The organism is Desulfovibrio sp. (assembly GCF_047607245.1).
GTDB lineage: Bacteria > Desulfobacterota > Desulfovibrionia > Desulfovibrionales > Desulfovibrionaceae > Desulfovibrio.
This window is the reverse complement of record NZ_JASGDK010000012.1, coordinates 39086-54805: the sequence shown is the minus strand read 5'-3', so window position 1 is coordinate 54805 and position 15720 is coordinate 39086. Positions and strand designations below refer to the sequence as shown.

The 15720-nt window shown below is 50.8% G+C and carries 15 protein-coding genes and 1 tRNA gene; 8 read left to right on the top strand and 8 right to left on the bottom strand.

Going from position 1 to position 15720, the window contains the following annotated elements; translation table 11 throughout:
- Positions 1–73 precede the first annotated feature (73 nt).
- The 4 genes from QM579_RS01360 (at position 74) to QM579_RS01345 (ending at position 5787) form a co-directional block, all read left to right on the top strand.
- A complete protein-coding gene (locus QM579_RS01360; RefSeq protein ID WP_414997434.1) occupies positions 74–1507 on the top strand; it encodes a hypothetical protein in 1434 nt (477 codons plus the stop codon).
- 347 nt (positions 1508–1854) lie between these two features.
- A complete protein-coding gene (locus QM579_RS01355) occupies positions 1855–2001 on the top strand; it encodes a hypothetical protein (RefSeq protein WP_414997432.1) in 147 nt (48 codons plus the stop codon).
- Between the two features lie 724 nt (positions 2002–2725).
- Positions 2726–4045: a hypothetical protein gene (locus tag QM579_RS01350; RefSeq protein WP_414997431.1), complete on the top strand. Its 1320-nt coding sequence runs from the start codon at positions 2726–2728 to the stop codon at positions 4043–4045.
- A gap of 782 nt (positions 4046–4827) precedes the next feature.
- Positions 4828–5787, top strand: a complete 960-nt coding sequence (locus QM579_RS01345) for a hypothetical protein (RefSeq protein ID WP_414997430.1) — start codon at positions 4828–4830, stop codon at positions 5785–5787.
- 260 nt (positions 5788–6047) lie between these two features.
- Here QM579_RS01345 and QM579_RS01340 read toward each other — a convergent pair whose 3' ends face one another.
- The 3 genes from QM579_RS01340 to QM579_RS01330 form a co-directional block, all read right to left on the bottom strand.
- Entirely contained in the window at positions 6048–6944 is an 897-nt protein-coding gene (locus QM579_RS01340) for a site-specific integrase (RefSeq protein ID WP_414997429.1), read from the bottom strand.
- Between the two features lie 221 nt (positions 6945–7165).
- Positions 7166–7251, bottom strand: a tRNA-Leu gene (locus QM579_RS01335).
- A gap of 33 nt (positions 7252–7284) precedes the next feature.
- The gene (locus tag QM579_RS01330; RefSeq protein WP_414997428.1) at positions 7285–7734 is read right to left on the bottom strand and encodes a hypothetical protein; all 450 of its coding nucleotides are present in this window, start codon (positions 7732–7734) and stop codon (positions 7285–7287) included.
- A gap of 319 nt (positions 7735–8053) precedes the next feature.
- Here QM579_RS01330 and QM579_RS01325 point away from each other — a divergent pair, with 319 nt between their 5' ends.
- Complete coding sequence (locus tag QM579_RS01325; protein WP_414997427.1) at positions 8054–8524, top strand: phosphatidylglycerophosphatase A; 471 nt, start codon at positions 8054–8056, stop codon at positions 8522–8524.
- Between the two features lie 98 nt (positions 8525–8622).
- Here QM579_RS01325 and infA read toward each other — a convergent pair whose 3' ends face one another.
- From infA to QM579_RS01300, 5 genes are all read right to left on the bottom strand, one after another.
- Complete coding sequence (infA, locus tag QM579_RS01320) at positions 8623–8841, bottom strand: translation initiation factor IF-1 (protein WP_006008898.1); 219 nt, start codon at positions 8839–8841, stop codon at positions 8623–8625.
- Positions 8842–9065: 224 nt separating this feature from the next.
- Complete coding sequence (lgt, locus tag QM579_RS01315) at positions 9066–9953, bottom strand: prolipoprotein diacylglyceryl transferase (protein ID WP_414997426.1); 888 nt, start codon at positions 9951–9953, stop codon at positions 9066–9068.
- Positions 9950–10438, bottom strand: a complete 489-nt coding sequence (gene moaC, locus QM579_RS01310) for a cyclic pyranopterin monophosphate synthase MoaC (protein WP_414997425.1) — start codon at positions 10436–10438, stop codon at positions 9950–9952. The genes lgt and moaC overlap by 4 nt, the downstream gene beginning before the upstream one ends.
- Before the next feature lie 103 nt (positions 10439–10541).
- Complete coding sequence (locus QM579_RS01305; RefSeq protein ID WP_414997424.1) at positions 10542–11879, bottom strand: metal-dependent hydrolase; 1338 nt, start codon at positions 11877–11879, stop codon at positions 10542–10544.
- Positions 11880–11885: 6 nt separating this feature from the next.
- Complete coding sequence (locus QM579_RS01300; protein ID WP_414997423.1) at positions 11886–12344, bottom strand: hypothetical protein; 459 nt, start codon at positions 12342–12344, stop codon at positions 11886–11888.
- Positions 12345–12393: 49 nt separating this feature from the next.
- Here QM579_RS01300 and QM579_RS01295 point away from each other — a divergent pair, with 49 nt between their 5' ends.
- The 3 genes from QM579_RS01295 to QM579_RS01285 all read left to right on the top strand — a co-directional run bounded on the left by QM579_RS01295 (position 12394) and on the right by QM579_RS01285 (position 15516).
- The gene (locus tag QM579_RS01295) at positions 12394–13041 is read left to right on the top strand and encodes a phosphatidylserine decarboxylase family protein (protein WP_414997422.1); all 648 of its coding nucleotides are present in this window, start codon (positions 12394–12396) and stop codon (positions 13039–13041) included.
- A gap of 47 nt (positions 13042–13088) precedes the next feature.
- On the top strand, positions 13089–13850 hold the full coding sequence (pssA, locus tag QM579_RS01290) for a CDP-diacylglycerol--serine O-phosphatidyltransferase (RefSeq protein ID WP_414997421.1): 762 nt from the start codon (positions 13089–13091) through the stop codon (positions 13848–13850).
- A gap of 112 nt (positions 13851–13962) precedes the next feature.
- Positions 13963–15516: a 2-isopropylmalate synthase gene (locus tag QM579_RS01285; RefSeq protein WP_414997420.1), complete on the top strand. Its 1554-nt coding sequence runs from the start codon at positions 13963–13965 to the stop codon at positions 15514–15516.
- Positions 15517–15720 lie beyond the last annotated feature (204 nt).

Sequence of the window (15720 nt, the reverse complement as noted above, 5' to 3'; positions counted from 1 at the left end):
ATTACCACCAGACTCACTCCCAAGCGGCTGGGATTTGGCTGATGAAGCCCCAGACGTGCCTCTCAAAGCTCTTATGGATGGAGCCCTGTCACCCCAGCAATTTAGGGAGGCTATCGGGGCTCGTTCCGTTCGCGTTGCACCACTTAGTGCTGGTTCCGAATTGTCCTCGGAACTCGCAGAGGAAATGAATCTGAAAGCATGGCCAGTTTTTTCATGGAACGCTTGTCCAGGCCTTCTGGGTGACTTCGTCAGGCTAGCAACCAGAGATAGTGAAGCAGACCCAGCCGCGATTGCTATCACTACTTTGGTGCGGTTTTGCGCAGAGATCTATGGCTATGCTCCAAATGCAGGGCCACATATCTATGTTGGCGAAACTGTTCATCCTCCACGCCTCTTTGCTGTAATTTGCGGAAGTTCCAGCAAGGCCAGAAAAGGCACCTCCCGAAAACCGGTTGAGAGACTGTTCAGCCGCATGTTTTGTGCTGCTGCAGATCTTCAAAAATGGCAGCTAGGTTTGCCTGCCAGAGAAAGCGGTGGGCCATTATCAACAGGTGAAGGGCTTGCATTTTTTGTCAGAGATGAATCTGACGAAGAGCGAGAACGGTGGCATAAACAGCACCCAAATGAGCCAGTACGCGCGAAAGATGATAAGCGGCTGGTGATTTTTGATGAGGAGTTTGCCAGTGCTCTCGCCTGCACAAAACGTGAGGGCAACACCCTCTCATCGTGCATCCGCAGCTTCTGGGATTCAGGCGCGTATTCTCCTCTGACAAAAAATAACCCTGTAGTGGTTCAAAGGGCGCATATCAACATTCTCACCCACATCACAATACAGGAGCTTTTGGTGCGCCTGGGAGACGTGCAGGTCGTGAATGGCTTTGGTAATCGGTTCCTCTGGATATGTGCCCGCCGGTCGAAGATGATCCCGCTCCCAGCTCAAATGCCAGAAACTGAAATAGCCCCCCTACAGCGCGAACTTTGGCAAATTGTGGCCCATGCCCAAACGCGCGGCGCAATGGCAATGGCCTCCAATGCCGTGGAACTCTGGAAACATGTCTATTCAGAGCTGTCAAAAGAACATTTTGGTCTTGCTGGCAGCATTATTAATCGAGCAGAGGCTCAGACGTTGCGGCTGTCCCTTGTCTATGCCTTGCTAGATGGCAAGGCCCAAATAGAGGAGACACATCTGCAAGCAGCCTTGGCCATGTGGCAATATGCGCAAGACTCAGCCTTGTATATTTTCGGAGACAGGGCTGTTGATCCCCTGGAAGAAAAAGTTTTGGGCATTCTACGGCAAGGCCAGCTTACGTCCACAGAATTGAGCGCAGCCTTGAATCGAAATATTCCCAAGGCTCGTTTAGAGCCTCTGCTCCAACAATTAGAAACCCAACAGCGGATAATCATTCGAAAAGAAAAACGTGGCCCAACCCGTTTCACACAAATCATCAGCCTGAACGAAACTAACGAATTATACGAAACTCTACCTAGCTGTGAGGGGCAAGCATGAGCGCAATTTCGTCTAGTTCGTATTTTTCGTTGCCCGTTGCCGCAGAGGTATTGGGGGGAGCAGTGAACGAAATTAACGAAACAGCCCCTGGACCTGTGGATGTTATGCGCACGAAAAATCGTTAATTTCGTTTGTTTCGTTACCAACCAGTATCAAGCTAGCAGCGCGAGGTGGGGGTTTTTAGCAACAAATCTTCGTTGCCACAGAAATTCCTCACGCCAGTTTGGGCCGTTGGTATTTCTCATAGCCAGCCTACCCGTTGTGGCCACACGCTTTGCGGTGTCCACAGCCGGGGCTGGCGAATGGCTGCGCCCCTTCGAGCCCTGCAAAAGCGCCAATGCAAAAGCATGAAAGCCAAGCCTGAAACCCGTAGTGCCTGGATAAAGCTGTGTGTCACTCCAGCGGAGAATGCAGCCATTTCAGCCAAGACAGAGGCACAAGGGCAAATTCTGACGGATTTCATTCGGCAACGCACCGTGGCTATCGTTTGCTGAAAGGGCTCATAGTTGGGGCTATCTAGTCATTTGTTGAGCCATAGGCGAATAAACAACGCTGTGAGGTGGGCCTACCTCACCTATCCTGCCTTCAGCATGTACTTCCTCGATATGTCATTTAAGGTTATTATAGGTCATTTTACGTCATTATAGGTTATTTAGGCAGAATTGCGGTAGATTAACCTTAAGTCTTGTTAAATAACCTTAAATAACCTTGAATGACATAAAATGACCTTGAGTGACATAAAATGATCTATCCGAACCTGCATGCACTTTTGCGTCAGAAATAAGTGTGGCCCGGCTTGTTTATTAAGTTTGGCGCGTAATCATCGGAAGATATAGGTCCGAATTGACCATTCCCACGGAAAGCAGGCCATTAAAAAAAATGTGTTCCTAGCATAGAATCTGTAGGCTATGGTCGCAGGGTGTTGGACACGATTAAAGATAGTTATTCATCAGCGAAGCCCCAGGCAATGGCAAATTGAAAACTGTAACATGTGCTTCGAGATAAGTGGTTATGGGGAACATCCATGCAAAAAATGGGTTTTTCGGCATGATTATATCTATCGGTGACTGCTCTATGGTTGATTAGGCTAAATACAAGAGAATTCTGTGTGAAGAGTTATAAAGTGCAATCCCTTGAGAACAATATCTTGCAAATGGTTACGCAGTGGCGTTGTGTAAAAGTTCGTTGTTCAAATGATTTCTAATTTGGAGAAAAGACATGGTTGAGTTGTTAGAAAAAGCGATTGCTAGAATAAGTTATAATGTCTTTATAGAATATTTTGATGATATTGAGGAATTAAGCAAAGTCGAAGAGTCACAGGATTATTTGTTAGTTTTAGACTTGTTTTCGCTGCTTCAGGATGGAGAAACGCACAATGTTGACTTTGACCTTGTTCTAGCCCCTTGGGTTAAAATCAAAATGGATGTAGCTGAGTTAAATGGGCATTACAGAGATTTAATTGATTGTGTCTTGCATAAATTTAAAGCAGATGAAGTCAAAGATCGATTTTTAATTTCTAGCATTCTTTATAATTATCAAAAAAAAATTATTCCAACTCTTTCTTCTGCCCAGTGTAGAGAGTATGAGGAATATATTTTGAAGTTTGATAAGATATTTCTTCAATTTAAAATGGCACTTTTAAATTATGGAATTGCAGATATCCAGGATGATTTTCTGGGTAAAGATGATATTGTTCATCCATGTAATATAAAATATAAAAAAATAGATTCAAAAAATAATTCAATTTATTTGGATATGAATGCTGTTCACGTTTTAGCAAACGACTCGAACATAAGAAGGTTGGCTGAGCAACGTAAATGTTGTTTTGTGTATAGTTCTTATTTAATAGAGGATGCGTGTAATAGTAATCCAATCTTTCTTAATTCTTTTTGTTCTGATCTGTTTTCTATAACAAAAGGTGGAATGGTTGGCTACATGGATGAAGGGCTTTGTTTTGTTGAAGAAAAAATTGAAGATACTATAGCGCGGGTAAAAAAATATTCAGAGCTAACAAAAAAATATGAAAATAGTCGCCTGCTTGAATTTGTTAAAAATTACCACGTACATCCTAATCTAAGAAAGGGGACAGACTTGTACAATAAGGTTAGTAAAAATCTTATAGATTTTTTTAAAGGAGAGCAAAAGTCAAAAATATCAGGATATGAGGAAATTAGATCTAAATTTAATAATACTTGTGTGGGCGGATTTGTAAATTCAGGAAGTTTTGGTGTCATTAAAGACCACCGAGAGGCAATTGAAGAGCTGACCAATCTTTTTGATTTTATAAACTTTGAAACAGAACAAGTGAAATTCTCAAACAAGAAAAAAATTGCAAGTTCGTATAGAGATAAATGCCACTTGGAGCACGCCTATATTTGTGATTACTTTGTGACAGAAGACAAAAGGTTGCAGAAAAGAGCTACGGCGATTTATAAAATTTTGGGGATTAAGACTGGGGTAATCGATATGAAGACTCTTAAGTCAAAGTTAAACTCTAATCCAATGGAGCATGACCAGGAGGCGTCCCTGCAATGCTAAAAGCTAATGGTGCGTGACAATAAAAGCAGATATGCCTATCACTCGAAAACTTCAAAGAATAAAGTCCGGCAAAGCGTAATGCTGTTTGCCTTTGGTTGGAGTGCTGCTCCACTCGCTGAGTTTCTCAGTCTAGTCCCGATATTATTCGTTTTTTTTATTTCGTTGGTAAAGGATCTCTCTGCCTTGTTAGGCGAAATCGCTTGCCCGCTTTGGAGAGCCAAGCTTAAGGAAAGCTAGTTTGAAGCGCAAGGTGCTAGATGGATCAGAGGTCGGGTTGCTCGTGGTAAAGCATCTTTTGGGGCATGGTTAAATTCAACTGACTCGTCTCCACTGAAGTTTGTGCCGACTGTAAGTTGCTCTTCAGGATGATCAAAAATTATGTTGAAGCTTGAGAGCATTAATCATACAGATGGGGAATGACTACGATGGTCATGTAAATAGAGGGATACCAAGAATTTTTTGAGCCCGGCACAATGGATTTGCAAACAAGTTGGCGTAGCAACCAATTTGATGGGATTGAAAACTGCAGGTCTTATGCACTACTTGACTTTTTCGAGTTAGTGGATTGCATAAATATGCGTTTATTTCTTTTAAGGCGAATCATGCTTTCTACCCGTGAGAGGATATGCAAATTGGTGCTCAAAGTGTTCTATTTATCCTTTCGACAGCATGGATCTATGAGTCGTGGATGGCCTTGCGCTTTTACAGTGTATAATTAATACAAAATAAGTGCTATACGCATGTTTTTTGCAATGCATCTATTAAATAAAGTGTAGGTCTATATGGATATTTCTGGGTATGAAAATCGTTTTGTAGCTTTTATCGACATTTTGGGTTTTACAGCGCTTATTGGCAAAATTGAAGAAAATAATAATCTAGATAATCCGAGCTTTAAGGCCATTATATCTGCGCTCAATTTTTTATCTGAAGAATCTGTGGAGTCAAATGGACAGCATGATTTAGTGATTTATAAGAGTGCAGAAAGTGGCTCTATGATCGATATAGAACTTGGTGATCCTCGGATTAACTATATTTCTGATTGTGCTATTATATCAACAGAGGGCACCTTTGATGGTTTTAAAGCCTTGTGTAATAAGTTAACGAAGTTTTCTACTGATTTAGCTTGTGATGGTATCTTTTTGAGGGGGGCTATTACCTATGGTCAGGTGTATCATCATGGGCCGATTTTGTTTGGTTCAGCCTACATGAGGGCATATAAGTTAGAAGGGGAAGTTGCAGTATATCCGAGAATCATTGTTGATAAGTCCGTTTTTGATGCTTTGTCGGATCATGATGAAGAATTTCCCCTTTGCAAAAATGTAATTCCTATAGATTCTGACAACCAACGCTATCTAGCAAATTTTCCTTACCACTACTATCCACTTTATGTATATGACTGGCTTAGTTATTTGCTGAGGGTGAAAGGCAAAATTCTGTATAATCTTAACCTGTATGATGATAGAGTAACTGTATTCGGGGCAGATCTTAAGAAGCTTGATGCGAGTTATTGTTGGAAGGAATCCTATGGATATGACTTATCATTTGAAGGCGGATCTGATTGCATACTAAAAAAATATATATGGTTGGCAAATGAATTAAATAGTACATTATTGGATAATAAAGATGAGCTTAGTAAGGAAAATAATGAGGAATCCGTGTATCCACATGGAATGAGAATTTCCCCAATACAATGGAATGGAACTTATTGGGGGCCAACAGAAGATTTAGGGTTGCGAAGGTAGATTGGCGCTCGAAGAAGTTATTGTGTCGTATGCTTTGGTTGTAACTAAATGTATGATAAATGAATAAAATGTTTTGATGTGAAGTGGTGCTGGAGGGAGTACTTTCCATTATCATCGTTTTTACTGCAAAGGGGGGATTTTAGTTAAGTTATAATTGATCTTGTAGGAGTGACGGCGGATGTATATTTTCCCTGCAGAAGAGAACTCACGATTTTTACCACAAGGCGCTTGTTTGTTTTTTTGTTTTGTTGAAAGGTGTTTCAAATAGGATATTCAGTCTCTGCGCCCCTTCTTGCCCCGTTCAGCCGATCCGCAAGCCTAGCCGTCCGTAGGTGAGTATATCTGGAAAGCATTTGCAGCGTTTTATGTCCGGTAATTGCCTTAATTTCCATTACGTCTAAATCCGAGTTTTCAAAGAAGCGGCTGGTGGCTTCATGTCGCAGGTCATGAAAGCGGATATTTTCAAGCCCGCTTTTAGCCCTAAGCCGCTTCATGGATGCGGTGATTTGCTCCGCTGTTAGGGCAAAAACTTGATCGCCGGTTTTGACCTTTGCCAAGTCTTTCAGAATGGCGAGAGCAGGGGGAGAGAGTGGGACCGTGCGGGCCTCAGAGTTCTTTGTTTCTGGTAAATGCACAGAGTTTTTTTTGAAACTGACGTTTTTCCATTGTAGGCTGGCAATTTCTTCTCTGCGCATAGCCGTTTCTAGCGCAAATCGGATGATGGGGCGAAACACCGGATTCGCCGCCTCCAATAGCTTTTCCTCCTCACCATCTTCTAGCCTTCTATCTCTGCCCCTGGCGGGCTTTGGTTTCGCTGCAATTTCAACGGGGTTTTGTAAGCTCTCCATGCCCCAATCGGAGCGGGCAAAGTTGAACAGCTTGGAGAGCAGGGCAAAGTCCAGCCGAATTGTGTTGCCGCTTACACCCTCGGCTTCACGTTCCCGCCGAAAGTCTGCGATATCTTTTGAGCGGATTGTTGCCATAACCCGATGCGCAAGCGTCCGGCGCTGCAAAGCTCTGGCGCGGTCCACTTCGCGTTTGGCGTGCTTTAAGCGCGGAATATACTCTTCAATGTAGCGATCAAGGCATTCGCGCAGAGTGTAGCGTTCTGCCTCAGCTCTAGAGACAAAAATACCCCTATCCATCTCGCTTTCCATCAGACGAGCCCAAGCCTCTGCCTCTGCTTTCGTATCGAAAGTTTTGGTTGTGAGGGGGTAGCCCCGGCGGCGAATTCGCACTTTCCATTGAGTGGGCCACGATTTTTTATTGCGGCCATTAGTGTTCCTTGTGTCTAGACCATCTGGACCAAAAATGGACCAAAAAATCAAATTCCCGGATTCGCCATTTCGACGAATCCGGGAATTTTCCTGATATTATTTGGTACCCGGGGCGGGACTTGAACCCGCACAGCCTTGCGGCCCAGGGATTTTAAGTCCCTTGTGTCTACCATTCCACCACCCGGGCAGGTGTGATTTTGCAAGCGGCTGCCTGTGGCAGTTATTTTTCTTCGCAGGGCGGGGCGCTGTCAATCGTGGGCTCCGTCATATCTGTGGCGGTTCCGCCAATCTTCCAGATTTTAAGCCCCTGCGGCGGCTCAAAGGGAACAGGTCGTTCCTCTTCTTGCCATTGCCCCGTGCGCAGCCAGTATATATGCAGGGAATTGAGGTCCTTGTCCAGACACAACAGGCGCCCCCGCACACCATTCGGCAGCAGGATTGCTGTTTCTGCGGCAATTTTGCGGTATACATAAAGCTTGTGGGCTTCAAAAACGCACTGGAACATGAGCGCATCACCCTGCGGCGTAAAGTCCAGGTGGGTGGCCCCTGCCCGCAGCAGCAGGCCTGTCATGTCGGCAGTAAGAGCTTCCTCCACTTCCAGCAGAGCCTCATAGGTGAGGTCATCGTCGTAGCTGAAGTGGCCAAAAAGTTCGCTGCGGTTTTTGTCCATGCCATGCCTATACGGCAAAGCGGTTTCTTAGGCAATGCGCAGGATTAATCACGCTTCTCACAATCGTATAGACGATCTTTTTACGCGATATTCCGCATGCTTCCTTTCTGGTCTTGCTGAAAAAAAATGGATAGACTACCCACGCGTACCGCTTGTGGTATGCGAAAATGTTTACCGTTGCTTTTGTTGCCGCCCGGTTGTTGCCGTTGCTGCGCGGCTCATGCGGTTCGCGTGGTTTGCGTAGCCCGCTGATGTTTTTTTTTGCCGCGAGCCCAAAACATGCAGCGGGCAGACAACCGACTTTCCGTCTGGAGGATGCATGCGCCTGATCGACAAAATAACCCTGTACTTCTGCCGACTCGGCGTGGCCGGGCTGGACCCCAAGGCTCCCGGAACCTGGGGCACGGCCATAGCCTGCCTGCTGGCTCCGTATATCTTTTTACCGCTGAATTTCTGGCTGCGGCTTGCCCTGCTGATCGTGCTGTTCTTTCTTGGCGCAGTGGCGGCAAGCAGGGCAGAAGTGCTGCTTGAGCGCAAAGACCCCGGCGAGGTAGTTATTGACGAACTGGTGGGCGTGTGGCTGGTGCTGCTGCCTTTTCCCAATCCCAGTTTCTTTATGGTGCTGGCGGCCTTTGTGCTCTTTCGCATTTTCGACATCGCCAAGCCCTGGCCGGTCAAGGCCTCTGAAAACTGGCTGCCCGCAGGCTACGGCGTCATGATAGACGACGTTGTCGCCGGGTTGTGGGCCTTGCTGTGCCTGAGCCTGCTTGCCTGGATGGGGCTTTCGTAAAGCGAAGGCAGCCAACTGGCTGCAAAAGAGAAGAGGGGGCGCGGCCACGGGCGGTTCAGCCACGTCAGGTGGCGGTAGAAAAGCCGCCGCGCCCGCTGCTACTTCATGCGGTAGGTAATGCGTCCGCGGGTAAGGTCGTAGGGCGAAAGCTCAACCTTAACGCGGTCGCCGGGAAGAATGCGGATGTAGAATTTGCGCATTTTACCGGAAATATGGGCCAACACTTCGTGGCCGTTTTCCAGTTCCACGCGGAACATGGCGTTAGGCAGGGCTTCCTGCACTACGCCGTCAACTTCAATGGAACCTTCTTTAGCCATGTGATCTCCGTAAAAAAATATTTGGATAAACGGCGGTCAGCTTCACAAAAAAGCGGGCAAGTGTCAACCTGCGCGGTTGCTCACAAACCCGCATGGGCCTCTTTTCGCCCGGCAGCCCATGCAGCCGTTTTTATTCACGGCCATATGGGCTGCCATCAATCATTCTTGTCTTTACAATCCTTTTCAGGATTTTGAATCTGTATTTTCAGCTGCCGTGAGGCTGCTTACTTTTTATGCTTGTTCTTTTTGCTCTTGCGCGGTTTGCCATTCTCTGAATCTGAGCTGGAGTCTGATCCAGCTCCGGGGCGGTCCAGCACCACATGCATGCCGGGCTGCGATATGGGGGCCGGGCGGCAGAGCAGCCACAGGCCCACGGCAATGAGCGGAAGGCAAAGCACTTGCCCCATTGTCAGCCAGCCAAAGGCCAGGTAGCCCAGCTGGGCGTCAGGTACGCGCACAAATTCCACAGCAAAGCGAAACACGCCGTACCCCAGCGCAAACAGGCCCGATACCGCGCCGCGCTTGCGGGGTTTCAGCGAGTATATCCATACCACGGTGAAAAGAACGATGCCCTCCAGCAGGGCTTCGTACAACTGGCTGGGATGACGCGGATAGGGGCCAGCGCCGGGAAAAATGACGCCCCACGGGCTGTCTGTAACCTTGCCCCATAGTTCGCCGTTGATATAGTTGCCCAAGCGGCCAAAGAACAGGCCCGGCGGTATAAGCGGAGCCACAAGGTCCGAAATATCCAGAAACGAGCGGTGTCGGCTGTGCGCAAAATACCAGAAGGCCCCAAGCACGCCGAGAAGCCCGCCGTGAAAGGACATGCCTCCGTTCCAGATGCGCAGTATTTCCATCGGATCAGACAGATAGACGGGCAGGTCGTAAAACAGCACATAGCCCAGCCGGCCGCCCAGAATAATGCCGATCATGACGCAGGTCAGCAGGTCGTCCACATCAGACGCACGCCAGCCGGAGTTGGGGCGGGATGCGCGCCAGCGTCCCAGCCACCAGCCAAGGCCGAAGCCTGCGAGATACATAAGGCCGTACCAGCGCAACTGAAGGTTGCCGATACTCAAGGCAACGGGGTCGATATGAGGCAGTGTCATCAATCCATATCCTGTGCGTTGAAATCGCCGCTTTTGCCGCCGCTTTTGTGTAGCAGGCGCACCCGGCTGATAATTATGTCACGCTGCACGGCTTTGCACATGTCGTAAATAACGGCGGCGGCGGTTTGCGCGGCCACAATGGCCTCCATTTCCACTCCGGTGCTGCTGACTGTGCGGGTTTCAGCCTCAATACGAATGCGTGGCGGCATTTTGCTTACTTCAAAGCGAATATCGGCATAGCTGAGATTGAGGGGGTGGCATAGGGGGATGAGGTCGCCCACCCGTTTCGCGGCCATAATACCGCCAATCTTGGCACAGGTCAGCACGTCACCCTTGGGAAGCGCCACCTTGAGCAACAGTTCAAGGGTGGCGGGGCTCAGCTCTACAACGGCTTCGGCAATGGCGACGCGCTCGGTGGCGGCTTTATGCCCTACGTCCACCATCGTCACATTGCCCTGCCCGTCCAGATGCGAAAAGTTATTGTCCATAACAAACCTCGGCATTTCAGGCGTTATACCGGCATGGGCCGTCCGGCAGCGTGGCGCGCCGGGGCGTCGTGGCGCGGCAATTGCCGCTCCGCCGGGTAAAATTTTAGCGCAGGCCTATCAGCCAGTCCCAGAAAGAGGGCGGCGTGGGCACCCGCGGGCTTTGCCAGTGCGAGTCTTTGCCGCTGTCCGAAAAGCGCAGGCGTTCGCGCACAAGGCGTGCACCATCGGGGTTTTGCCCTTCATCCACAAGGGACGCAACCTCGTTGGGACCGGCAAGCTCCAGTTCGGCCATATACTTGAATGGAACGTCGGCATTGGGACGGCTGGCTATGATGGCGCGCACGAACGCCAGATCGCTGCCAAAACGCAGATCGTTAAACAGCACGTAGGCAAGGCGCGTATCTTTGGCAGGGGTGTCGTTGCCCGCGGTGCTTGCGGTGCTTGCAGCGTCTGGCGTGCCCGTGGGGGTTGTTGCCTCTACTGCGTCTGTTGTGGCAGCCCCGCCAGTTGTGCCAGTTGTGCCTGCTGTGGTTGTTGCGGCGGTCGCGGCCGCAGTCTCCGGCAGGGCAGGGGACGTCGCGCCTGCAAGAGCTTCCGCAGGCTTAAAGTCGTCGGCCAGAGGGCTTATGACTGGCAGCACGGTAAAACCAAAAAATGCTTCCGCAGCGACGGACTGCCGAGCCAGCTCTGCCAGAAGTTCTGGGGGGGCGGCCCTGTGCCCTGTTGCGGGGTTGCGGGGCTGCCCCAGGGCGTTGAGCCCCTGACTGTAGACCATTCTGCCGCCGGGGCCGTCCGTTTCATATAATGTACGCCAGAACAGGGGGCCAAAAGCGTCGGGCAGCAGCACAACCTTCTGTACGGTCTGTTGCGTGTTCTGGCCTTCGGCGGCGAGGCGGCTTTCGGTCTGGGCCGTATGCCACGCATTGAGTCCTATGCACAGCGCCGGGTAAACAAATACCCAGGCCAGGGCCATACGCATGAGGCCGCGTTTGGCCCGCCAGCGCAACACGGCCCAGAGCAGGGGCAGGGTCAGCAGCAGATCAATAATATATACGGCATTAAGCCGCACCCTTTCATATGAAAAGGGCAGATAGATCATCGTGCCATAGGTGGTGATGACATCCAGCCAGATGTGCAGCAGCACCATACAGATCATGAACAGCCAGACCTTGGAGAAACTCCAGTGGCCGGGTGTGCCGGGCTTCCACATGGGGCGCGCCAGCAGTGTCAGAAGCAGCCCCAGCAACGGGGCCGCCGCCAGGGAATGGGTAATGCCCCGGTGCAGAAGCAGAAATTCCAGAGGTGTATGGCAAAGAGTGACGTCAATATCGGGAGATGCTGCGGCAATAGCGGCCAGCGGAACGGCCCACCGGGTGGCAGGGCGGTTCGGCATGGCCAGCATGGCTACAGCGCCGCTGGCGGCATGGGTAATGGGGTCCATAGGTCGCTACTGTTTGAAGGGGCTGCGTTGTTTGGGCACGGCTCTGTATGCCGGGTCTTCAGGGCTGACATCCTGATCCAGACCGTGGACCCGGTTGAACTGCTGCATACGCCACTGTTGCGTGTTGGCCATAACATCCGGGCGGTTTTGCAGATAGAGCAATTGTTGCGTTCTGCTGGCTCCCATGATGGGGTAGCGCATCTGGTCTTCGGTGCTCACGCCCATAGGGCGTGATTCATTATCAGAAGAGGTGCCTGCGCCGATGTCCTTGGGGCCGCATGCAGAGAGCAGTCCTGCCAGAGCAAGGCTGCACAGCAGGGCATAGCGGAACGGACGGGGGGCGAACGGAGTCTTCATGTCTGTAGTATAGTCTCGTGTGCGGCTTACGGCAAGAGGCGGTTTTTCAAAGGCGGGCAGGCGCACTTGTGCTTGCCATGCGGCGGGTGTCAGGCTATGCTGCTGCATTGATTAGGTAACAGTGCGGCGAGCCCGCGCACTACATACAGGAGATGCTATGCGTCCCGCCCACTGCGGTATTACCCCTGAAGGATGGCCCTGCATAGGCCTTACCGGCTTTTCGGCCCTCGTGTTCGCAGCCTTGGGCTGGTGGCCCTTGGCCGTGGTTTTTCTGGCTCTGTGCTGGTTCAGCATGCATTTTTTCCGCGATCCCGAGCGCGTGACGCCGCGGGGCGAGGGGCTTGCTATCAGCCCTGCTGACGGAAAAGTTATTCGTATTGAAGAAAAGCCCGATCCTTTCAGTGGTGAAAAGCGCCTGTGCATCAGCATTTTTATGAATGTGTTCAGCGTGCACGTGAACCGTTCGCCCGTGGCGGGTACGGTGGAAGATATTCGCTATTTTCCGGGCGCGTTTGTCAACGCGGCCTTTGACAAGGCTGCCACGGACAACGAGCGTTGCGCCTACAGTCTGCGTGACGTCAGCGGAAAGCAGTGGTCAATGGTGCAGATTGCAGGCCTTGTGGCCCGGCGCATTGTCTGCCGTACTGACATCGGCGACACGCTTGAACGCGGTCAACGCTACGGTATGATTCGTTTTGGATCGCGAGTTGACCTTTACCTTCCTGAGGGATATGTTGCTGCTGCGCAGTTGGGGCAGCAGGTTTTTGCAGGGCAGTGTGTTGTTGCCCGCGCAGGACAGGAATAGGTTCTTTTGTCTCGCTGCATAAGGCCAGACGGCCATAATGGTGAAGCATGACCACAGAAGTTAAAAAGCCACGCAAGGGAGTATACCTCCTGCCAAACATGATCACGACGTTGAGCATGTTTCTTGGCTTTTTGTCTATGGTATGGGCCGGGCAGGGGCGCTTTGAGGCGGCCTGTATGGCTATTCTGCTTTCTGCCGTTATGGACGGTCTTGATGGAAAGGTGGCCCGTCTTACCAACACCGCCAGTGAATTTGGCGTTCAGTACGACTCGCTTGCCGACCTTGTGGCCTTCGGCCTTGCTCCTGCTATGTTGCTGTGGCAGTGGGAACTGCATGACCTCAACCGTATGGGCATAGCGGCGGCTTTTATTTATGCCGCCTGCGGAGCTTTGCGGTTGGCACGGTTCAATGTCAGCACTGCCGCAACGGGTAAGCGTTTTTTCATTGGCCTGCCCATTCCGGCTGGCGGTTGTACCATTGTGACCTTTGTGTTTTTTGCCGCTTTGTTCCCAGACGTATTTGAATCTGCAAAGCCGTACATGGCCCTTTTGCTGGCCGTGGGCGTGGGCATTTTGATGGTGAGCCGGGTGCGTTATTTCTCCTTCAAGGAGTATGACTTCCTGCGTGCTCACCCCATCCGCACCATGCTGGTTTTTCTGCTCATTCTTGCCACTGTCATTTCTTTCCCGCGCGTCATGGGCTTCATGCTTTGCGCCGTCTACATTGCCGGTGGCCTTGTCTACACCTTTGTCATCCTTCCCCGCCGCGACCGTCAGCTACTACGCGCCCTATCGCCTCAGAGCGATTAAGGTTGCGTAACGGTTCGCCGCCCTTTGGGCGGAATGACGCTCTCTGGACCGCCGCCCTGCCGGTGGCCGTTATGCAAGAATACACCACTTGTCATACCCAGAGGAGATAGTCATGAATAACCGCGTTTATTTTTTCGATACCACCTTGCGCGATGGCGAACAATCGCCCGGCGCGACCATGAATTTACAGGAAAAATTGCGTCTGGCCCATCAGCTTGAAGTGTTGGGCGTGGACATTATGGAAGCGGGTTTTCCCGCCTCCAGCCCCGGCGATTTTGAGTCTGTGCAACGTATTGCAGCGCAGGCTGGCGACATTCAGGTTGCGGGTCTTGCCCGTTGTGTGGCTGGCGATATTGATCGCTGCTGGGATGCCATCAAGGTTGCCAAAAATCCCCGCATCCACATTTTTCTCTCCACTTCCCCCCTGCATATGCAGCACAAGCTGCGCAAAGACCCCGCCGACGTGCTGAAAATGGCCGTAGAGGGCGTCAAGCGTTGCGTGCAGCACACCAGCAATGTGGAATTTTCGTGCGAAGATTTTTCGCGTTCCGAACCGGAATTTCTCTGCCGGGTAGTGGAAGCGGTCATCAATGCCGGGGCCACCACAGTCAATTTGCCAGACACAGTGGGCTATGCGCAGCCTGCTGAATACGCGGCTCTTATTGATCATGTGATCCGCAATACGCCCAATAGCGACAAGGCCATTTTCAGCGTGCACTGCCATAACGATCTTGGACTCGCCGTTGCCAACACGCTGGCGGCCTTCAAGGTTGGCGTGCGTCAGGCCGAGGTGACGCTTAATGGCATAGGTGAACGCGCGGGCAATGCTTCCCTTGAAGAAGTTGTCATGAATCTGCGCGTGCGCCACGACTACTTTGGTTTGGACCACAACATCGTCACCGAGCAGCTCTATCCTTCGTGCCGCCTGCTTTCGATGACCATTGGCCAGCCCATCCCCAACAATAAAGCCATTGTGGGCGCCAACGCCTTCGCGCATGAATCGGGCATCCATCAGGACGGCATGCTCAAGAACCGCGAGACTTACGAAATCATGACGCCGCAGTCTGTGGGCCGTACGGAGAGCAATCTTGTCATCGGCAAGCACTCTGGCCGTAACGCCGTGCGCAACAAGTTTGAGAGCATGGGCTACACGCTGGAAGACGAGCAGCTCAATCTTGTATTCGAAGCGGTGAAGCAGCTGGCCGACCGCAAGAAAACCCTGCACGACGACGACCTTATGGCGCTTGTGCAGGAAGAAGTGTACCGCACGCCCGACCGCTTCCGCTTGCGCCACGTGAGTGTGCAAAGCTCTGATGCAGGCGGCGTGCCGCCGACAGCTGCGGTCATTATGGATGTTGACGGTATGGAAAGCAGCAGTGCTGGCTTTGGCGTTGGCCCGGTGGACGCGCTCTTCAACGTCATTGCCGATATGGTGGGGCGTGAACCGGAGCTTGAGCAGTATGCCATCAACGCAGTTACGGGCGGTACCGACGCTTTGGGTGAAGTGACCGTGCGCCTGCGTGAAGGTGAGTTCAGCGCAGTGGGACGCGGTACGCATCCTGATATTTTTGTGGCCAGCGCTAGAGCTTACGTCAACGCGCTGAATCACCTTTTCAAGAAGGAAAAAGAAGGGCCGCGGCTGCACTGTCAGCACGACTTGAACTGATCAGAGCAGAGTATTTTAGAGAATATGGCTGCTCAAAAGATCAGGCACGCTTGTTACGGCGTTTCATCGCACAAATAAATAGCGCTAACGTCTTCACGGCGGGCGTCTGCTCACGCAGATGCCCGAGCGCTTCAAAGTTAAAACGCTCTGAGATTGAATGGCTTTGCAGTTGGCTGCACTTTGGGCTTCCTGCCATGCAGAAAA